Below are 21279 nucleotides of genomic sequence, written 5' to 3'. Positions count from 1 at the left end.
GATACAATGAAAAAGTGGATACTTATAATCATATTAGTTATTGTAACGGGAATCTCATACGGAGTGTACATTTATAACAATACAATGAATAACAAGCATTTGGGAGAAGATAAAGCTATTACAGATGCTAAGAAAGAAGCTTCTCTTTCTACAATTACTGCTACAGATTATTACCATGGAATGAGTTCCTACACGATAATTGAAGGTACAAATTCTAAGGGTGAACAAATGATTGTTTGGGTGCCGACGAGCGGGGGAAAAGTACTATCAAAGCAAAAAAAGGATGGTATTTCCGAGCAACAAGCTGCACAAATTGTTACGAAAGACAAGCAGCCAAAACAAATCATTAAAGTCAAATTAGGGGCTGAAAATGAAACCCCATTGTGGGAAATTACGTATATTGACCAAGCTAATCATTACCATTATTATTATGTGAATTTTACTGATGGGAAATTTGAAGGGCAATATAGCATATAAAGATGGTTTTGTTTTAGAATCATTACGTACATTGCACCATATAACGTGTAGGAACAAATAAAACATATAGAGAGACTTTGTTGGAGGGACTACGTAGGTGAAAACGACTATTGAACAAGTAAAAAACTATGTAAATCAAGAGGTAACCATTGGCGCTTGGCTAGCAAATAAACGCTCAAGTGGTAAAATTGCATTTTTACAATTGCGTGACGGCTCAGGATTTATTCAAGGCGTTGTTGTAAAGGCTGAAGTTGGTGAGGAACTATTTCAACGAGCAAAATCTTTAACACAAGAAACATCCCTGTATGTAACAGGAATTGTTCATGAAGATACTCGTTCACCGTTTGGTTATGAACTTGCTGTTACGAATGTTGAAATCATTCATGAATCAAAGGACTATCCCATTACACCAAAGGAGCATGGTACAGAGTTTTTAATGGACCATCGTCATCTCTGGATTCGATCAAAGCGTCAGCATGCTGTATTACGTATTCGCCATGAAATCATTCGTGCTACTTACGAATTTTTTGATCAAAACGGGTTCGTAAAGGTAGATCCGCCAATTCTTACTGGCAGTGCGCCAGAAGGTACAACAGAGCTTTTCCATACGAAATACTTTGATGAAGATGCCTATTTATCCCAAAGTGGACAGTTATATATGGAAGCCGCAGCTATGGCAATGGGTCGTGTATTTTCATTTGGGCCAACCTTCCGTGCCGAAAAATCGAAAACTCGTCGTCACTTAATTGAGTTTTGGATGATTGAACCTGAAATGGCTTTTATGGATCATGAAGATAGCTTACAAGTTCAAGAAAAGTACGTTACGTATATTGTTCAATCCGTTCTAAAAAATTGTGCATTGGAACTACAAACATTGGGAAGAGATACAACAAAGCTAGAATTAATTAAAGCTCCATTCCCTCGTATTTCCTATGATGATGCGATTAAGCTTTTACATGAGAAAGGCTTTGATGATATAACATGGGGTGAGGATTTCGGGGCACCTCATGAAACTGCCATTGCAGACAGCTTTGAGAAACCGGTCTTCATTACAAATTATCCTGCAGCAATTAAGTCATTTTATATGAAGCCAGATCCAAATCGTTCTGAAGTTGTTTTATGTGCGGACTTAATCGCACCAGAAGGATACGGTGAAATCATTGGTGGTTCCCAACGTATTGATGATTATGATTTATTAAAACAACGCATCGATGAAAATAATTTAAGTGAGGATGCCTACCAATGGTATTTAGATCTTCGTAAATACGGTTCTGTTCCTCACTCTGGCTTTGGATTAGGTCTTGAACGAACAGTAGCATGGCTATCAGGGGTAGAACATGTGCGAGAAACAATTCCGTTCCCTCGTTTATTAAACCGTATTTATCCATAATAAGGAACGTACTCTTTGACCTCCGCATGCCTCGAACGAACGGTATTTGTTCGAAGCAGGGGAGGTCTTTTTTACAGTTAATGATTGGGTCTTACATTACATTCCATACAAGCAATGCACACCAGCTTTGCTATAGAAAGAGAGGTGTATGAAATGAAACACAACGTAATGGTGGAATGGATGGAACAGGGAAGTATTGCAATTCCGAAGCTTCTTATGAATCATTATAAGAATATCGGATTAAATGAGATGGAATTTATGGTTGTTTTACATGTCCATACATTTTTAGAATCGGGAAAATCGTTTCCTACGCCCGATGAAATAGCAAGTAGAATGACCATTACATCCCAACAATGCATGGACATTTTGCGAACGCTTATCCAACGCGGTTATATGATCATTGAGGCTAATAAAAAAGACGACGAAATTCTATCTGAAGCATATTCCTTGCAGCCACTTTGGGAAAAAATGTTACAGCTTCTTTTGCATGAATCAACGGAGCAAGAGCAAGAGAAGATGGAACAATTGCAATCCAGCTTATATACGATTTTTGAAAAAGAACTCGGTCGTCCTTTATCTCCATTCGAATGTGAAACACTCATGATGTGGCAAGATCAAGATGAGCATAGCGCTAATATTATACAAGCTGCCCTTCGTGAGGCAGTAATGAGCGGAAAATTGAACTTTCGGTATATTGACCGCATTCTTTTTGAATGGAAGAAGAACGGCGTTCGGTCGGTCGAGGATGCACAGGAATATGGTCGTAAATTTCGCTCGCATCAAAAGACATCCTCTTCTCCTAAACAAGATGCAAAATATACAGGAAAAATTCCATTTTACAATTGGCTGGAGCAGTAAACATAGCGTAGGGTTGCTTTTCCATGAGTGGAAGGCTTTCAAGTGACCAAGGTTTTTGTCTTGGTAGGAGGTAGAGCATGTTAACGTTAAAACAAATTCGATATTGTCTTGATGCGATGGCGGACATGTTTCCATATGCCCATTGCGAGCTCAATCATTCAAATCCTTTTGAGCTTGTCATAGCGGTTTCGTTGTCTGCTCAGTGTACAGATGCACTTGTAAATAAAGTAACAAAAAGTCTGTTCGAGAAATATAAAACACCAGAGGATTATATAGCAGTCTCGTTAGAAGAATTACAAGCGGATATAAGGTCAATTGGGTTATACCGTAATAAGGCGAAGCATATTCAGCAGTTATCTCGTCTGCTTATCGATGAGTATGGCGGGGAAGTACCTCGCAATCGCGAAGAGTTAATGAAATTGCCAGGAGTGGGGCGAAAGACAGCAAATGTTGTTATCTCTGTCGCATTTGATATTCCTGCTATAGCAGTAGATACGCATGTGGAACGGGTAAGTAAACGATTAGGTATTTGTCGATTAAAGGATTCCGTATTAGAAGTGGAACAAACGTTAATGAAAAAAGTACCGAAAGAAGAGTGGGGGATTACTCATCATCGTCTCATTTTTTTCGGACGTTACCATTGTAAGGCACAGCGTCCACAATGCGAAACGTGCCCGCTCCTCTCCATTTGCCGGGAAGGTACGAAGCGTATGAAGGAGAAGGAAAAGAATGAACATTGTAGTACCAGATAAATTTGTATTCTCTCCTTTTTTTAAAGAGGGAGATTGTATTCGATTCGATTCCACAGTAACAATTGAAGACGGTAGCATATTTGTATTTGAAATAGCAGCAGAAGAAGGACTCCCGTTCGATAAGCCATGGAATAAGAGGGAGAAAACGGTACCAATCATACTTCAAATGTGGAAACAAAATAAAGATTCGATTGCCTCCTTATTCAGACAACGAAAGAGAAAAGAAGCAGGGCCGCCAATGGTGACAAATACAGCTAGATTTCTCTCCATTTTGTTTTGGATGAATGAAACCTATTTATCCTCTTTGCAGCAGTATACCGTGCAAATTGAAGCATTACGTAGAAAGCCTGTGAATGTAGTAGAAAGGCTGGATTTTATACTAGAGCAACCTGACCATTATCATTCCTTTATTCAGCTTTCAGAGTTATATGAAGAAGTTGAGAAACTATTTGAGAAAACGATGATAATGAAAAAAACCCATCTCCTTGATTAGGAGAGCACTGAAAAAGGTATCCATCTCTTACATACTTAGAGATGGATACCTTTTTTCTTTGTCTAACCAATGATGGAACTTGTAGTAACCTTTTGCTCATAGATACTTGATTGGTGACTGCAATAAGGTGGACCTTGTGGCCACCAAAGTACGTCAAAGTATTCGCATCTATAAAAAAGAGGGCACTGAATGAATGTTTTCAGCGCCCTCTTGATTAGAAGATGTTTCACCATTAATACTTATTGAGTTGGTTTGGTAGTAGTGCTACCAGAATTTGTTCCTGTTCCGCCTGTACTACCAGTTCCTGTGCTACCAGAATTTGTTCCTGTGTTACCAGAATTTGTTCCTGTGCCCGTACTTCCGCCTGTACTTGGAGTTGCTGGCGTAGTAGGAGTTTTAGGTGTATTCGTTTGGCCATTATTTTGATTTGTATTCGGCTGATTGTTGTTTTGATTCGTAGCTGCACCAGGAACGACTACAGTGACAGTTACAGCATCACTACTTTGCCCGTTTGCACTTGCAACGATAGAGAAGGAGTATTGACCTCCTGCTTGTGCATTGCTTAGTGTTACATTCGTGCTCTTTGTTGAAGTAAGTGACGTTTTAGCGCCGCCATTTAATGTATAACTAATGTCAAAGGATGGATCCTTCATAGTAGCAGAACTGAATGCCCAGTTTAAAGAAATTGTGTTAGATGCTTGGTCGTACTTCGCTTGTAAGCCGCTAGGTGCATCTGGTTTCACTTTAGGTGCATCTACTTTTTCTCCACCTTTGACATTAAGTTCATTGGTAGCAGGATCACGTTCAACACTATCTGGCATTTGGAAGGTAGAATTGTCTGTACCAAATTTTGCGAACATTTCTTTGAATATTCGTTGCGAAATTTTTGTCGTACTTCCATCCATATACATTCCAGGGCCATTTTTTACGTAACCCGTCCATACCGCCATCGTATACTGCGGTGTGTACCCAGCAAACCAGCTATCGTTTGTAGCTGTACTAGGGAATCCATACTTACTTATGATATCTGCAGGGAAGTTTGTAGTTCCTGTCTTACCAGCAACATCCAAACCAGGCACGGCTGCAGTTGTACCAGTACCATCGCTAACAACAGAGCGAAGCATATCAGTAATCATAAATGCTGTGTAGTCTTTCATCACCCGTTTTGCTTTTGCTTTAAAGCTTACTTCTTTTCCATCCGGATACACGACCTTTTGAACAAAATGAGGCTGTGTATAGTTACCGCCATTCGCAAAGGATCCGTATGCTCCGGCCATTTCTAATGGATTTACAGAGTTACTTCCGATTGCGGTAGATTCAAATGTTTGATTCTTATCAAACGTTATGCCAAGTCCTTGTGCAAATGTTTGTGCCTTATCTTTACCAACAGCTCGCAATGTAAGCAAAGCAGGGATATTATATGATTTGGCTAGTGCAGTTCGAATCGACATTACACCATGGTATTGATTGTCGTAGTTGTTAATAGGTGCACCATTATCATATGTTGTTGCTTTATCTTCAATTTGATGACCGGTAGACCATTTTAAGTTTTCAATAGCGGGACCGTAATCAAAAATTGGCTTAAAGGAAGAACCTGGTTGACGATTGATGTCAATGGCAAAGTTACTACCTTTAAATTGAGCCTTGTTCTCATTACGTCCACTACCAATTGCGCGTACTTCACTCGTTTTAGAGTCCATAAATACAAAAGCAGCTTGGAATTTATCATTCGGATAATTTACAACGTCTTCTGTATTTACAATTTGTTCTGCATATTGCTGTGCTTTCGGGTCAAGCGTTGTATAAATGGCAAGCCCATCCGTACCGATATTTACATCTGGTATCTTCGCTTCTACTTCCTTCACAGCAGCGTCTAGAAATGCTTGGTACGGCATTTCTGCATTAGAAGCAGGTGGTTGCAATCCTTGATCGATTGGAACCTTCATTGCATCTTCCATTTCTTTTTGCGTAATATAGCCCTGTTTGTTCATAAGAGTTAAAACTAGATTACGGCGCTTTAAAGCCGCATCTCGGTTTTCTGGCTTCGTTGGGTCGTATTTGTTCGGACTTTGCGGAAGACCAGCAATTAGTGCAGCTTGTGGCAATGTTAAATTCTTTAAATCTTTAACATCAATGCCATAATAATTTTTGGCAGCAGCTGCAAGTCCCCATGATTTGTTCCCCAGATTAATTTTGTTCAAATACATTTCTAGTATTTCATGCTTACTATACTTCTGTTCGAGCTTGTAAGCTAAATACCATTCTTGTATTTTTCTTTTTAACGTTTTATCAGAGGACAAAAAAGAGTTTTTAATAACCTGTTGGGTAATCGTACTTCCACCCTGTGATCCGAAGCCGGCACTGACATTTTCAAATATGGCTTTGGCAGTTCGGATTACGTCTACACCATGATGCTCATAGAATCTAGAATCTTCTGTTGCCAGAAATGCTTCCTCTGCTATTTTTGGTACTTGGTCGTAAGTAATAAGTGTACGTTTTTGTGAACCATATTCATGGATAAGGTTCCCGTCTTTATCATAGAACTTTGTAGATACAGGATCAGCGAGCTTTGAATCATCTATCTTCGGAGCATCTTTTATCATTGCAAAGAAAGTAGCAACCCCAGCACCTAAAGTTATAATACCGATAAGTAAGCAGGCTACTAAAAACTTCTTCAAGAACGAGCCCTTCTTACGCGGCGATGAATCATTCATTTGCTGTCCTTGTTTTGATTTTTCTGCCTGTTTTCGTTCTTCGCGAGAACGATAATTGTCTGACATTATCCTTTCTCCTACCTTTCACTAGCTGAAAAAAAGTCGAAACCTGGGCTTTATTGTTGACTCTATCATGAAAAATACAGTGTGTCTAGTACACAAACGTAGTGTATACGCGGGTGATAACCAGATTGCAATGCATGCCCATAAGTTTCTATCTCTTGTTTTGTGATTGACTTTCTTCCTCCTTGTTCTTGTCGATTCCAAAATTGGATAACATAGTTGCCTTCAAGGAAATAAATTTCGCTATATTGCGTAAATTTAATAATGGCGAATGTTATGCCTCCGTGATTAAGCACTTGCTTCATATGCTCAATCTGATGGGGGTGAAAATTGTGCAAAGGGAAACTCGTTTTATTTTTCGTTTCCTTTGCTTCAAAATCAACATATTTTCCTTTGTACACGCCATTATAATCAGTTGTTGAAGGCTGTTTAAAGTATGCCTCGGTAATAACAGCGGCACTTCTTTGCGGGTAATTCACCTTTACAATTTGAAGAGGAATCGGCTTTTTATGTACGCAAGCGATGCCATGTGCAAGATAATATTCGTTTGTTTCATTAAGCTCCTCTTCTAATGACATCCCCCTGTTACTATATGTTTGATTGTTCGCAGGTGAATGCTGGATGGTTGCTTGTTTCAAGAACCGTTTGCCATTCGGATAACGGATGCTCATAGTCTCGTCTTCTCCAATATTTGAATTACTTACAAAGGTGATTATATCAAAAAAAGGGCACAATAGGACAGAAAGTTTTATAGTAAGGATCCTAGATTGGGGGGGGAGAAGAATGACTGCATGGAATCATGATTATGATCAATTTAGAAAAAGACGCAAAGACGCTGCAATTACAGAAGCTGAAAATGTTCTTATTAAGGAGATCAAAGAGCGTGTAAAGCTCTATAACGTGGATAATATTTCGCGAACCGATGCATACAAGGAATTTTACCGAGCACATTCGGACATTCCTTGGTCTTTTCTTGCTAGCATGGTTTCTCGTAATGCAGGTTGGAATATGACAGATTTAGAAGGAATCTACTTACCAAAGTTACTATCGACTTCTATGAGGAAACGTTTATTTCTTACTTATGAAAGAGCAAATTGGCTCATTTTTGAAGATGCGTATCCGCAGCTTCTTATATATGAACGTTCTCTGCAGTTACAAAGACCGCAGTTTCATTTATTACGTGCCTTTTCTGTATCAGTATTTATGGAAGGAGAATGGGAGAGGTTTTGGAAGAATAAAGATATAGAAAGATTGATGACAGCGCAAATTATAAATGAACAATATGTGATTCAGGCAACCGTAATTGAACATCCTTATTTTCAAAAACATGTATTTGAATCGCTCATCTTTCAATTACAAGAATTATTTCATTTTAGCTCGGTTATTTTTCCTGCATTATCAGGAAAATTATATGGCTTTTCTGTCCATGAATTTGTACAAGTAAAAAAGAGAATTGAATTAGGGAAGAAGCTAGCTATGCTATTATTCCATTCCTCATATTATAGTATGTTTACATCTTTCTCGGATAAAACGGTTCACACAGGCTCTCGTATAGACTATGAACAATACATGGGTAAAAAGGAACCAGATAGTCCGTATTTACGAGATGTGTTTCCAGTTATTTCGCATCATAGACATGAGAATGACGATTGGTTTGAAAAAGGAATGGATGTATCCGCATTGTTTGCCCCAGTCTCCGTTAAGGGGAGTATGGACGTAACAGAGTGGTTTACAGCGAAACGAAAACAGATTCAATTGCTAGCCTCAATTGAAACCTTCCTTTAGTGAAAATAGAAGAGGCGAATGACCATGTTCATTCACCTCTCTCTTCATTGTATATTGAAGTTTTTAAGTAGAAGGAATATTGGGTCCTTCAACCTTTGGATTCCCAGAGTTAATCGATTGATTTTGCTTCTTTTGTTCCTTAGATGTTTGTTTTTTATTTTTGCTCATTTTCCCACCTCCTACCTGTATTGTAGCCATGTGAGAAATTTTCATACCTACTGTGAAAAACCACTTTCTTTGCCGAAATAATACTAGTTTTGTCAGGCTGGAAGGGAGTAGATGGAATAGAGAGAATACTGTATGTAGTGACAAAACAGGGAGGGATTTGAAATGGAAATCGTATCCAAGGAAAAGGTAGTAATGACGATTGAGAATCTCCTGAGTACTCTTGATTTGCTAGAATCACAAGTGACGTTACGAGTAAATCATGTCCTAACAAATAAAGAAAATGATGTGATTCATTCCGTTGAAATTATACAGGCCTATGTTGGGAATATGGAAGAAACCATATTTCGGCTTGTAAACGAAGGAAGATTTGTATCACATAGGATTGATATGTTGGCAGTTTAATTAGAATGTATTTACGGACTTTGATTTATTGATGATTCGTGTACAAAAAATCGTAAGTACTTAATAAATATATGTAGAACAAAACAGTTAGTATACTTCTCAAATGAGTATACTAACTGTTTTGTTTTTCTTAGTAATCTTTTTTAGGATTGTATAATAATAGAGTTTTCACTTGACAATACCTTTTGTATCTTTGTATCATAGGTTGTAATAAACACACTATTCTTATTGGAATACATAAGTTGACCGGAAAACCGGAGACATACCCTAGTAAGGGGAAAGTCTTCGGTTTTTTTGTTTTCTGTCACAAGAAGAAAAGATGCTGTGTTTAAAGAGAAGGCGCTACATCATTTAGAAAGGAGACAGAGAAAATGACGAAAAAACGATTGTACTTAAACGCATTTGATATGAATTGTGTCGGACATCAGTCCGCTGGTCTATGGACACATCCAGATGATCAATCCTATCGTTACAAGGATATTTCCTATTGGACAGAGCTAGCAAAGCTGCTTGAAAAGGGGAAGTTCGATGGCCTTTTTATTGCGGACGTAATTGGTATTTATGATGTATACGGGGAAGGAAAGGATGAGACCGTGCGCCAAGCGACGCAAGTACCAGTCAATGATCCGATCCTGCTCGTATCCGCGATGGCAAATGTAACTGAGCATCTCGGATTTGGAATTACGTGCTCCACGACATTTGAGCATCCTTATACGTTCGCACGTAGAATGTCTACGCTTGATCATCTAACAAACGGACGTATTGCTTGGAATATCGTGACATCTTATTTAGAAAGCGGGACGAAGAATATTGATATTGGGGATCGTTTCGAGCATAACGAACGCTACAATATCGCAGATGAATATTTAGAAGTTTGCTATAAATTGTGGGAAGGCAGCTGGGAAGATGGGGCTGTCGTGAAGGATAAAGAGAGAAAGATATTTACAGATCCTACGAAAGTTCACCCTATCCATCATCAAGGGAAGTACTTTCATGTACCGGGTATTCATTTATGTGAGCCATCTCCGCAGCGAACGCCAGTATTGTACCAAGCAGGCGGATCTGCAAAGGGACGTAGCTTTGCAGGGAAGCATGCCGAATGCACGTTTATTTCCGCTCCAAATAAAGAATCCGTTGCAACCTATGTAAAGGACCTGAGATCCCAGGCTGCCACTCAGGGAAGAGATCCAAGCAAGGTGCTAGTATTTGCTCTTGTTACGGTTATTACCGGCCGAACGGAGGAGGAAGCTTGGGCCAAGTACGAGGAGCTTGCTAGCTACAGCAGCATTGAAGGAGCCTTAACATTGCTAAGTGGCTGGACGGGAATTGATTTCTCCCAGTATGACTTAGACCAAGAAATTAAATACATCGAAACGAATGCCATTCAATCAGCAGTAGAGGTGCTAACAAAGTCAAGTCCAGATAAAAAATGGACGGTGCGAGAGCTTGCCCAGTTTGCCGGAATTGGCGGAATGGGTCCGGTCTTTGTCGGAAGTCCGGAGCAAATTGCTGATACATTTGAAGAATGGATTCAAGATACAGATCTTGATGGATTTAATTTGGCGTATGCCATTACACCGGGAACGTTTCAGGATTTTGCTGAGCTCGTGTCGCCGGAGTTGCAGCGCCGCGGCCTTCTGAAAACAGAGTATGAAGAAGGAACATACCGCGAGAAAATGTTCGGTAAAGGACAAGCGCGCCTGCCTGATGAGCATCCAGCCGCAACCTATCGGAAGCTTCCTACCCCAGAACAAGTATAAAAAATGAGAAGAAAGTGGGCGAGAATATGACAAAAACGACTGTAGAAAAAAATCCGTATGCAAGAGCGTATATTGAATCCATTCGGGAACAGGTAAGACCGATTATTGAAGAAGTGATTAAACCAAATGCGGAAATCATCGATCGTGAAGGAAAATTTCCAAGAGAAAACCTTATCGCGTTAGCGAAGGAAGGTTGGAATTCAGTCACATTAGAAGAAAAATGGGGCGGGCTAGATTTAGGTTATGTCGGCTTTTCCATTGTTGCGGAAGAAATAGGGAAAGTAGATGCTTCCACCGCTTTAGTGTATGTCATGCACGTTGGGGCAGCACAGGTTATTTCATTATATGGGAATGATGATCAAAAAGAACGCTGGCTCCCTCCGATTCGTCAAGGTTCCATTGGCACGTTCTCCATAAGCGAAAAGGCATCAGGAGGCCATATTTGGTATAGCCTTAGCCAGGCAGCACGTGACGGCAAAGATTACATCATTAACGCTGAAAAGTCCTTTACGACAAGCGGTGGGCAAGCAGACTTTTATATTGTCCAAACTCGTACTCCTGAAACAGAAAGCCCTAGCGATATTAGTTATTTTATTGTAGATGGCAAGGATAAAGGAATTACAGCACAGCCCTGGAAGGCGCTAGGCGTTCGCGGTAACCATAGCGGTCCAATCAAATATGAGAATGTCAAAGTGAGCCACCGTGACATTGTCGGCGGGGAAAACATTGGCCAGCAAGTCCTCGATGAAGGAGCTAACCCAATTTATCTAGTAGGAATCGCCTCAGCTTGGATCGGTGTTGCCCAAGGTGCCCTAACCGCTGCAACCGACCACGTTAAAAAGACGGTTCACAAAGATTTCCACAAAAGTCTAGCAGACTATCAAGTCATTCGTCAAAAGCTAGCAGAAGTCGAAATCGCCATTACAAGTGCGAAAGCGTGGCAGTTAGACATCGCTCGGCAGTATGATGAGTTGCTAGAAGCTGGAGAACCCATTAGCAAACTAGGAGCTGAGGTAACAAAATTCAAAGTACATGCCTCCGAGGTAGCAGATTTTGCTGCCCGGATAGCGATGGACGTAGCCGGCGGCTACGGCTACAAAGAAGGAATCTTCGAAAGACTGTACCGCGACGCAAGAGCAGGCATTCCAATGGCTCCATCGAATAACCTAGCACGTGAACATGTTGGAAAACTACTTGTAGGACTGCCGCTTGAACTGTGGGAAGAGGGAAAATAATAAATAGAATGGGGAAAAACCCTATGCGAATCATGCATAGGGTTTTTCCTATTTTAGTAGGGTCAATAAGGCATTTTATCTCATAATCCGTATTTATTGGATGATTATTACTGTTACGATGTCAGGTAGTTAATTGCTTGGAATATGATTTCTCATTATTAATCAGATTGTTTTATGATATAATGCGCCTACTTTCGAGGTCTGTATCGCTTGGTGGATTTAAATAATGCATTTTATATTCTTCTTAATAAAAATAGTAATTGTTAAGTAAGAAAAGTGTAGATGAGGTCCTTTTTATTTTTTAATAGAACAGAAAAAAATTTTCCGTTCAGGAGTAGAATCGACAAAATTTTTAACTATTATTGTTTAGAATGATATATATCAGCTTGATAGTTGGTGAAATAACAATATTAGGGGGATTATTATGTTTAAAATTATACAAACGAATCAGTATGATGGCTATTATAATATTGTGTTTACATATAAAGATGAGTGTTTCTTGGCTGCTGGGGAGTATGAGAATAATCAAATCCAGTTACATATTCTTGATTCTATTGATCAAAAAGATATAAAAGAAAATATGCTTAAAACTGATTATATTTGTTATTATTCGTTATTTTACGATGTAGAAGGCCATGAGGTGCTTCAATATATAGAAGAAGTATTATCTACAGGAATCCGATTGGATCAAGAACTTGTAAGTTAATAAAATTATACAATTCGAGCTCTTCGCAAAATAGCAGGCTGTCGAGAACACCTTGACAGCCTGCTATTTTCCTATTTCTTCATCTAATCACCATCACCGATCTACTCTCTATTCAAAGATGTAGTTTCCAAATGAGTACTAAAAACGATAGTTTTATAATATTATCATTCTAATCTTTATTTTGTACCTTGAAATTTTAATGAAAGGTTCCTGTCTACACCCACAAAAAAACAGCCATCCCATCTAATCTGGGTTGACTGCCTCCTCTTACAAATCCCAAAATTAATTCCTTTTAAAACCCTTCCCCTTTCTCCCAAGACTCTACAATATAATGTGCGGTTTGAGGATCAATCCCTTTTCCAAGTAAGTAAGCAATTGCTGCGACTTCTGTCATCGCGTGGGGGACAGATGTTTTTTGTGCTTCGTTTAGTCCGTATTGGACCCAGGGGCGAATGGCTTGCATAACAGGTGCTTTCCATGATTGGTACTGCGTTCCGACTGCTTGCTGCGCTAGCTGATGCGGTGGTTCTACTGGCATTTGACCTTGATAGCCGGGATATTGCTGCGGCGGATAAGGTTGACCTTGATATGGCTGTTGTGGGTATTGCTGCGCAAAACGAGGATCTACCGGATACATTGGTTGTTGTTGCATGTGTTTTCCTCCTTCATATGAAATACTTCATAGTATGGGCGGACGAGAAAAGGTGTGACTCCCGTTTCGTTCATGGTAGTATAGATGATAAGTAGGTGATAGTATGGAACAATTAATAGAAGAAACGATTCAATTTGTTAAGGATTGTTTAGAAGGTGATGCGAGTGGTCATGATTGGTACCATATTTCGCGTGTACATAAAGTAGCAAGGCTTCTTTGCGAGAAGGAAGGAGGCAATCTTTTTATTATTGAGATGGCCGCTCTTCTTCACGATGTCGCAGATGAGAAGCTGAATGAAAGTGAAGAAATAGGTCTTCGCCGCGTGAATGATTTTTTATATCCGCGGGTCGGCGAAGAGGACCGCATACATATTCTATCGATTATTCAAAATATGTCCTTTAAAGGCGGTCATGGTGGTCAACTTGATACAATCGAAGGGAAAATTGTACAGGATGCTGACCGTATCGATGCGCTCGGTGCGATTGGAATTGCGCGCACCTTTGCGTACGGTGGTTCAAAGGGAAGACTCATGTACGATCCAGAGGTTCCACCGCGCCTGCATATGACGAAGGAGGAGTATCGCAGTGGAAATAGCACGTCACTAAACCATTTTTATGAAAAATTATTTAAGCTAAAAGACTTAATGAATACGGAAGCAGCACGGGAGCTTGCAAATGAGCGACATGCGTATATGAAGCAGTTTGCCGAACAATTTATGAAAGAGTGGAATGTAGAACGATGAAAATGTTACAAGTTGAACAACTAGCAAAGTCATATGGCGTGAAGCCTTTATTTCATGATGTTACGTTTAGCATTGCAGAGGGACAACGGGTAGGTGTAATCGGGGTGAACGGTACGGGAAAATCAACCTTGCTGAAAATTATTGCCGGCACCGAGCAAGCAGATGAAGGAAACATTAGTCATACTCGTGATTATACGATTAGCTATTTGGCGCAGCAGCCTGATTTCAACCGAGATTTGACTGTTTTAGAGCAGGTGTTTTACGGTGAGACGCCGCTAATCCGGTTGCTTCGCGAATATGAAACGTCCCTTCTTAATCTAGAGAAAGAGCCAACAAGCGAACTTGCGCAGCAAGCACTGTTTGACGTGCAACAGCGAATGGATGCGATGAATGCGTGGGAAGCGAATGCGAGTGCGAAGGCGCTACTTACGAAGCTAGGCATTCACGATTTTACCGTAAAGGTAGGAACGTTATCCGGGGGACAAAAGAAGCGCGTTGCGATGGCACAGGCACTTATTCAAACACCGGATTTGCTTATTTTAGATGAACCAACGAATCATCTTGACCATGAAACAGTAGAATGGTTAGAGGAATATTTGTCCCGGTATACAGGCGCGTTGCTTCTTGTTACGCATGATCGGTATTTTCTTGATCGCGTTACGAATCGTATGTTTGAACTAGATAATGGTAATTTATATAGTTATGAAGGAAATTATGCTGCGTTCTTAGAAGCGAAGGCGATTCGCGAGGAAACGGATGCAGCGAGAGAGCAGAAGAATCAAAACCTATTTCGCAGAGAGCTTGCTTGGATTCGGCGCGGGGCACAGGCTCGTTCGACGAAGCAAAAGGCCCGGATTCAGCGCTTTGAAGAGCTTGAAAAACGGGACCGCCCGAATATGAAGGAGCAAGTTGATATTTCCATTAGCGGTAGTCGCCTTGGCAAGAAAGTCATTGAACTAAAGGAAGCAACGAAGATGTTTGATGACAAGCTTGTACTGGATCATTTTAGCACTATTATAAAGCCAGGCGATCGCATTGGGATTATTGGCCGAAATGGGAGCGGGAAATCGACGCTTTTGAACCTATTTGCACGGAAGCTTGAGCCTGATAGTGGAGAAGTGGAAATTGGTCAAACCGTAAAGATTGCCTACTATACGCAAGAAAATGAGCATATGGATGAAAAGATGCGGATGCTGGATTACATTAAAGAAGTAGCGGAAGTCATTCATACGACGGACGGGAAAGTTCTAAGTGCTTCGCAAATGCTAGAGAGATTTTTATTTATTCCTAGCTCTCACGGTACGCCGCTTGGCAAGCTTTCAGGCGGAGAAAAGCGGAGATTGTATTTACTTCGTCTGTTGATGGGAGAGCCGAATGTCCTCTTACTTGATGAACCAACGAATGATTTAGATACGCAAACGTTGACCGTATTAGAAGATTATTTAGACGAATTTCCGGGTGTCGTCGTTACGGTATCGCATGACCGCTATTTTCTTGATAAGGTAGTCGATCAATTATTCGTGTTTGAAGGAAACGGAAAGATTGACCTCTATTTTGGAAGCTACACGGATTATTTAGAAAAGAAGAAGGAAAAACAAGGATTGGCTAAGGAAGAAATAAAGGAAAAGAAAGTGGCAATAGAGCAGCCAAAGCAAAGAAAGCGCAAGCTCTCGTATCATGAGCAGCGGGAGTGGGAAACTATTGAAGATACGATTGCATCTCTTGAAGAGAAACTAGAAGAAATTACTGCACAGCTAGAATCGGTCGGTTCCGATTTTGAAAAGGCGCAGAGGTTGACGGATGAGCAGCAGGAAACAGAGGAAAAATTAGAGACAGCGATGGAAAGATGGGAAGAGCTATCGGAAATCGTAGAAGGTCTAAAATAAGTTCTCTTGAACTTTAAATGAAAACAACGTAAACTTGTAACAGAAACCTTTTTAGGAGGGATTTGGATGAGAACGAACAACCCGATGTTAAGAGAAGATACGTTGCAAAATGCTTCGGCAAGCAGTGAAGCGATGACGATTAACGGGGCTGTAGGGAAAACCTTGATTATGCTCCTATTACTCGTGGCAACCTCTATGTATTCCTATGTGCAAGTGATGAATCATAAGATGAACATTTCGGTTATGATGGGTGCCATGATTATCGCGGCAATTGTCGCAATTGCTACAACCTTTATACCAAGAATTTCTCCCGTAACTGCGCCAATTTATGCTGCGGTAGAAGGGATTGTTCTTGGATCTGTTTCAGCTATGTTTACATTGCAAGCTGGAGATTCAATCGTCCTTCAAGCTGTATTGCTTACCTTTGCGATTTTGTTTGCTATGCTTATTTTGTACGCTACCCGCATTATTCGTGTAACGGATAAATTTCGTATGGCTGTGCTTTCAGCTACACTAGGCGTCGTGATTTTGTACGTAGGTACTGCGGTGCTCCATTTATTTGGCGTACAAGTTCCGTTTTTGCACGATGGTGGTACAGTTTCCATTATCGTAAGCGCGATTATTATCGTCATTGCCTCGTTAAACCTTGTTCTCGATTTTGATTTCATTGAAACAGGAGCAAGCCAGCGCGCACCGAAATATATGGAATGGTACGGAGCTTTAGGTTTAATGCTTACGCTTGTATGGTTATATTTCGAAATTTTACGTTTCATTTCTTATTTTACAAGAAATGATTGATGGAAACATAAATGGGGTCGTCCGCTACAAGTGGGCGGCCTATTTTTATGTGTAGCTTTTTAATGGTTATGGAAAGATTTTCGTAGTATAATGATGGGTAAAAAGATTGAAAATTCGTTATTTTAGGATAGGAAGGAAGTTACAAATGATTGTATCACTTGAGCATGTTTCATGGAAAAGGGAACAGGAATGGATTTTAAAAGATGTGTCTTGGCACATACAAAAAGGGGAGCACTGCTGCTTAGTCGGATTAAATGGATCGGGTAAGACAACACTTTTGCAAATGATTAACGGCTACATTTGGCCGACAGAAGGAAAAATTCGTGTTCTCGATTTTACATATGGTCGTGTAAAGCTTGCAGACGTTCGCAAACGAATTGGCTGGGTGAGTACGTCACTGCAACAACGCTTTCATGGTGATGAATTGACGGAAGAAGTCGTTCTAAGTGGTGTTTTTTCAACAATTGGTTTGCACGATGAAGTGAACGAAACGGATTTGCAGCGGGCAGCAGAGCTGCTGTCGACTCTTAACTGTGAATCCTTGATTGGTAGATACTTTGCAACGCTTTCCCAAGGGCAACAACAAAAAATATTGATTGCGCGAGCACTTATGGCAATGCCGGAGATTCTTATTTTGGATGAACCATGTACAGGGCTAGATGTACTTGCGCGGGAACAGGTGCTGACTATGATCGAGGCTATTGCGAAGCAGGAGAATGCCCCAACGCTCATTTATGTTACGCATCATATCGAAGAAATTTTACCATGCTTTACAAACACGCTGTTGTTAAAAAAAGGGGAAGTATATGCATCGGGAAAAACAGAGGAATGCTTAACGACAGACAGATTAACTGACTTTTTTGAAGTGCCGATTGAAGTAGTGCAGCAAGGAGACCGAAAATGGCTGATGCTCCAAAATAAATGAAAGAAGACTGGAACAGCTCACCGCTATTCCGGTCTTTTAGTATTATTTAAAGAATTGTGCACGAGCTTCTGCAGGTTGAAATTCTTTATCGTTTGCAGAAGATTTACCAAAAAGCATTTGTGCAACAAGCTTTCAGTTAGCTGGTACATTCCATTCTTTATTTACTTCATTGTCCGTAAAATGATGAAAATAAAAAATATTAACTTATGAAAAAGAAAAATATACTAGGATTCTATGTAAGTCTTTTATGAAAAGAGACAAAATAACTACAGCATCTCTCCACTTTTCTAATTTTTCTTCATCGCTATCTATCATTTACAATGAACAAAACGAGGATAGGTGGCGATTGTTATGATTAATCGTGTGGTATTAACAGGTAGATTAACTCGTGATCCAGAATTACTATATTCGAAGCAAGGGTTACCCTACGCTAAAATACGAATTGCAGTCAACCGTAATTTTAAAAATGGAAATGGTGAGCAAGAGACGGATTTTATTGATTGTACCGTATGGCGTAAGTCAGCTGAAACCGTTACGCAATATTGTAAAAAGGGTTCCTTGATTGGGATAACGGGTCGTATTCAAACGAGTAGTTATACAAATCAGGAGGGTAAACGATTGTATCGAACTGATGTTTCTGCTGAGAATGTTACGTTTCTTGAACGTAAAAAGGAGAATGCTTCTTTGTAGGTAGTCTGTTTTCCCTCGTGCTACACTAAAGGAAACACATTTGTTAAAGGGGAGAGAAAGTTGAAAATTAAGGCCATTGAACCTACACCAAGTCCAAATACAATGAAGGTGCTTTTAGATGAAGAACTTTCATTTGGAACACGTAATAATTATAGTAAGGAAAATGCACATACCGCTCCTGCAGTCATTCAATCCATTCTTACCATAGAAGGTGTAAAAGGTGTCTATCATGTGGCTGATTTTTTAGCAGTTGAAAGAAATCCTAAATATGATTGGAAGTTCATATTGCAAAATGTTCGCGCTGTTTTTGGCGAAACAGAATCCGTAGAGGCAAAGGAAAAGGTATCTCATTTTGGGGAAGTAAAGGTATTTGTACAAGAATTGTATGATATTCCGATGCAAGTGAAGCTAACCGACGGTGAAAAGGATCAACGATTTGGACTTCCTGATTATTTTAAAGCATCCATTATGAAGCTACAATTTGCAACGCCAAACGTGGTAAAGGAAAGAAAGTGGTCCGAGAAAGGAACACGTTATGGGGAGTTCGAGGAGATTGGCCAAGAAGTGGTTGAGGAACTTACAGCAGCCTTTCCTGAGAAACGCGTACAATCGCTTGTAGACGAACTGCTACAACAGTCTACTAATCATGAAATAACGGTAAAAGAAAGAGAATCCTTTCAAGTCACAATGGACATGATGGAAAATCCAGATTGGAAAACTCGTTATGCTGCTTTAGAGCAAATGAATCCAAGTGAACAAGATATTCCTGTTCTTGCGAAAGCAATAAAAGATGAAAAAGTGTCAATTCGCCGTCTAGCGACAGCTTATTTAGGAATGGTAAAAGGGAAAGAAGTATTACCTATGCTATATCATGCACTTAAGGATAAAGCCGTGAGCGTACGCCGAACGGCTGGTGACTGTTTATCAGATATCGGTGCGAAAGAAGCAATACCTGCTATGACAGAGGCGTTAGGGGATCCGAGCAAACTTGTTCGTTGGCGTGCAGCGATGTTTTTATTTGAGGAAGGAGACGAACGTGCCTTACCTGCGCTGAAACATGCTGAGCAAGATTCTGAATTTGAAGTTGCTATGCAAGCACGGCTTGCGGCTAGTCGCATCGAAGGCGGCGAGGAAGCGAAAGGATCTGTTTGGAAACAAATGACCCAGTCGCGCAGCACGGATGAATAAACTTTGTAATTATCTGTACTCTCATTTTGCAATTGGAGCGTATCATGATAAGATGAATGATAACCATGTTTAAAGGAGAATTAGCTTATATGAATGCTTACGAAGAATATATGAAACAAGTAGTAATTCCTATGCGTCAAGAGCTTGTAACAGCTGGATTTAAAGAGCTTACCACTTCAGAATCTGTTGAAAATTATATGGAGGAAGCTACTGGAACGACACTTGTTGTAGTGAATTCTGTTTGCGGCTGTGCAGCTGGGCTTGCTCGTCCTGCTGTTGCAGAGGCTTTAGTTCAAGCAGAAGAAAAGCGCCCTATGAATCTTGTTACTGTATTCGCAGGACAGGACAAGGAAGCGACAGCAAAAATGAGAGAATATTTTGGTGAAATTCCTCCATCTTCTCCGTCAATTGCCCTAGTAAACGGAAAAGAAGTTGTTCATTTTATCCATCGTCATGAAATTGAAGGAAATAGCTTAGAAGGTATTCGGGAACATTTAAAAACTGCGTTCGATCAATTTTGCTAAGGACGCTTGTACCTTGCATATGTCAGCCCCTGCTTGTATAGGCAGGGGTTTTTACCCCTAGTTGAGGTGAGAAAATGATTGTTACAACAGCCGGAAGAACAACGGCAGATATGATGATACGTGCAAAACAAGTTGCTGATGATCTGCAGTGCCGATTTGAAAAGAGGAAAGAGGATTCAATAGCGCATATTGTGAAGAAATTTCAAGATGACGTACTTGTCGTTGGGAAAAATCGCTTGGAATTGTACCCGGAAACAGGGGAAGATTCTTTCTTTTTCCATCCTAACTCCGCAAGCTTTCGAATGAAACGATTACTTCGAGGAGAACATGATCCGTTTATAGAGGTAACTAAATTAGAACAAGGAATGAGCATGTTAGATTGCACACTGGGTCTTGCTTCGGATAGTATTGTGGCTAGCTATGTGACTGGGGAAAACGGCAAAGTAACGGGTATTGAAGGAAATAAAATGATTGCGTATATCGTGAAAGAAGGATTACAACAATGGGGTAGCGAGCAAAAGGCAATGAATGAGGCTATGCGGCGTATTTCTGTTGTCCATAACGAGCATCTCACGTACTTAAAGCAATGTGAGGACCAATCGTTTGATGTAGTTTATTTAGATCCTATGTTTGAACAAACGGTAGCACAATCGGACGGGATACAGGGGCTCAAACACTTTGCATTATACGAAGATATAGACGGGGAAACGATACGAGAAGCACTACGAGTGGCGAAAAAACGGGTGGTTTTAAAGGATCATTTCCGCAGTGCTCGTTTTGAAACGTATGGATTTAATGTGCAACGCCGAAAAAGTGCAAGCTTTCATTTTGGTGTATTAGAAAAATAATTCGGTTTAAAAAAGGGAGACTGTACCGAGCGAGGACGGTTTCCCTTTTTTGAACTTTGCGTATGATGTTAGGAATTAAATTTACCTTCACAAAAATTTAGGAATGCTTATTTAATTTCATTTACCGTATTCATTACGAATGGAACATATGCAACAATATGTAGTCATACTCTTACATTTAAATAAATTGCTATACCAAAATTACTATAATATAGGGTAAAAT

At 40.1% G+C, this 21279-nt stretch carries 21 protein-coding genes; 18 read left to right on the top strand and 3 right to left on the bottom strand.

What is annotated here, in order from left to right:
- The first annotated feature begins 6 nt into the window (after positions 1-6).
- From ACAN53_RS07145 to ACAN53_RS07125, 5 genes are all read left to right on the top strand, one after another.
- Positions 7-477: a cell wall elongation regulator TseB-like domain-containing protein gene (locus tag ACAN53_RS07145; RefSeq protein ID WP_379968469.1), complete on the top strand. Its 471-nt coding sequence runs from the start codon at positions 7-9 to the stop codon at positions 475-477.
- A 97-nt stretch (positions 478-574) separates the two neighbouring features.
- Positions 575-1867 carry an asparagine--tRNA ligase gene (gene asnS / locus ACAN53_RS07140; protein ID WP_379968467.1) on the top strand — a complete coding sequence of 431 codons (1293 nt, stop codon included), beginning with the start codon at positions 575-577 and terminating at the stop codon, positions 1865-1867.
- Between the two features lie 153 nt (positions 1868-2020).
- Positions 2021-2725 carry a DnaD domain-containing protein gene (locus ACAN53_RS07135; RefSeq protein WP_379968465.1) on the top strand — a complete coding sequence of 235 codons (705 nt, stop codon included), beginning with the start codon at positions 2021-2023 and terminating at the stop codon, positions 2723-2725.
- A gap of 77 nt (positions 2726-2802) precedes the next feature.
- On the top strand, positions 2803-3477 hold the full coding sequence (gene nth, locus ACAN53_RS07130; RefSeq protein ID WP_379968463.1) for an endonuclease III: 675 nt from the start codon (positions 2803-2805) through the stop codon (positions 3475-3477).
- The gene (locus ACAN53_RS07125) at positions 3455-3970 is read left to right on the top strand and encodes a YpoC family protein (RefSeq protein WP_379968461.1); all 516 of its coding nucleotides are present in this window, start codon (positions 3455-3457) and stop codon (positions 3968-3970) included. Before nth ends, ACAN53_RS07125 begins: the two co-directional genes overlap by 23 nt.
- Positions 3971-4209: 239 nt before the next feature.
- On the opposite strand, the gene ACAN53_RS07120 is transcribed toward ACAN53_RS07125, so the two are convergent.
- Positions 4210-6750, bottom strand: coding sequence for a PBP1A family penicillin-binding protein (locus ACAN53_RS07120; RefSeq protein WP_379968459.1), 2541 nt, complete (start codon positions 6748-6750; stop codon positions 4210-4212).
- Positions 6751-6815: 65 nt separating this feature from the next.
- Complete coding sequence (gene recU, locus ACAN53_RS07115) at positions 6816-7418, bottom strand: Holliday junction resolvase RecU (protein WP_379968457.1); 603 nt, start codon at positions 7416-7418, stop codon at positions 6816-6818.
- A gap of 112 nt (positions 7419-7530) precedes the next feature.
- Between recU and ACAN53_RS07110 the strand changes: the two genes are divergently transcribed.
- The 5 genes from ACAN53_RS07110 (at position 7531) to ACAN53_RS07090 (ending at position 12803) form a co-directional block, all read left to right on the top strand.
- Entirely contained in the window at positions 7531-8532 is a 1002-nt protein-coding gene (locus ACAN53_RS07110; RefSeq protein ID WP_379968455.1) for a DUF2515 domain-containing protein, read from the top strand.
- A 330-nt stretch (positions 8533-8862) separates the two neighbouring features.
- Positions 8863-9102, top strand: a complete 240-nt coding sequence (locus ACAN53_RS07105) for a hypothetical protein (protein ID WP_379968453.1) — start codon at positions 8863-8865, stop codon at positions 9100-9102.
- Between the two features lie 371 nt (positions 9103-9473).
- On the top strand, positions 9474-10862 hold the full coding sequence (locus ACAN53_RS07100; protein ID WP_379968451.1) for an LLM class flavin-dependent oxidoreductase: 1389 nt from the start codon (positions 9474-9476) through the stop codon (positions 10860-10862).
- Positions 10863-10888: 26 nt separating this feature from the next.
- Entirely contained in the window at positions 10889-12097 is a 1209-nt protein-coding gene (locus ACAN53_RS07095; RefSeq protein ID WP_379968449.1) for an acyl-CoA dehydrogenase family protein, read from the top strand.
- Between the two features lie 424 nt (positions 12098-12521).
- Positions 12522-12803: a hypothetical protein gene (locus ACAN53_RS07090; RefSeq protein ID WP_379968447.1), complete on the top strand. Its 282-nt coding sequence runs from the start codon at positions 12522-12524 to the stop codon at positions 12801-12803.
- Positions 12804-13095: 292 nt separating this feature from the next.
- On the opposite strand, the gene ACAN53_RS07085 is transcribed toward ACAN53_RS07090, so the two are convergent.
- Positions 13096-13455, bottom strand: a complete 360-nt coding sequence (locus ACAN53_RS07085) for a hypothetical protein (RefSeq protein WP_379968445.1) — start codon at positions 13453-13455, stop codon at positions 13096-13098.
- A gap of 103 nt (positions 13456-13558) precedes the next feature.
- Between ACAN53_RS07085 and ACAN53_RS07080 the strand changes: the two genes are divergently transcribed.
- From ACAN53_RS07080 to ACAN53_RS07045, 8 genes are all read left to right on the top strand, one after another.
- On the top strand, positions 13559-14197 hold the full coding sequence (locus tag ACAN53_RS07080) for an HD domain-containing protein (protein WP_379968443.1): 639 nt from the start codon (positions 13559-13561) through the stop codon (positions 14195-14197).
- Entirely contained in the window at positions 14194-16083 is a 1890-nt protein-coding gene (locus ACAN53_RS07075; protein WP_379968441.1) for an ABC-F family ATP-binding cassette domain-containing protein, read from the top strand. Before ACAN53_RS07080 ends, ACAN53_RS07075 begins: the two co-directional genes overlap by 4 nt.
- Positions 16084-16149: 66 nt before the next feature.
- Complete coding sequence (locus ACAN53_RS07070) at positions 16150-16881, top strand: Bax inhibitor-1/YccA family protein (RefSeq protein ID WP_379968439.1); 732 nt, start codon at positions 16150-16152, stop codon at positions 16879-16881.
- 145 nt (positions 16882-17026) lie between these two features.
- Positions 17027-17806 (top strand): ABC transporter ATP-binding protein, encoded by a 780-nt coding sequence (locus tag ACAN53_RS07065; protein ID WP_379968437.1) that lies wholly within the window; start codon positions 17027-17029, stop codon positions 17804-17806.
- Positions 17807-18157: 351 nt separating this feature from the next.
- A complete protein-coding gene (ssb, locus tag ACAN53_RS07060; protein ID WP_379968435.1) occupies positions 18158-18496 on the top strand; it encodes a single-stranded DNA-binding protein in 339 nt (112 codons plus the stop codon).
- 60 nt (positions 18497-18556) lie between these two features.
- Entirely contained in the window at positions 18557-19684 is a 1128-nt protein-coding gene (locus tag ACAN53_RS07055) for a conserved virulence factor C family protein (RefSeq protein WP_379968433.1), read from the top strand.
- An 89-nt stretch (positions 19685-19773) separates the two neighbouring features.
- The gene (locus ACAN53_RS07050; RefSeq protein WP_379968431.1) at positions 19774-20208 is read left to right on the top strand and encodes a BrxA/BrxB family bacilliredoxin; all 435 of its coding nucleotides are present in this window, start codon (positions 19774-19776) and stop codon (positions 20206-20208) included.
- A 74-nt stretch (positions 20209-20282) separates the two neighbouring features.
- Positions 20283-21056 (top strand): class I SAM-dependent methyltransferase, encoded by a 774-nt coding sequence (locus tag ACAN53_RS07045; protein WP_379968429.1) that lies wholly within the window; start codon positions 20283-20285, stop codon positions 21054-21056.
- Positions 21057-21279 lie beyond the last annotated feature (223 nt).

Origin of the sequence: Ectobacillus soli, assembly GCF_042610425.1 — a bacterium.
Lineage (GTDB): Bacteria > Bacillota > Bacilli > Bacillales > Bacillaceae_G > Ectobacillus.
This window is presented reverse-complemented; position numbering and strand designations above follow the sequence as displayed.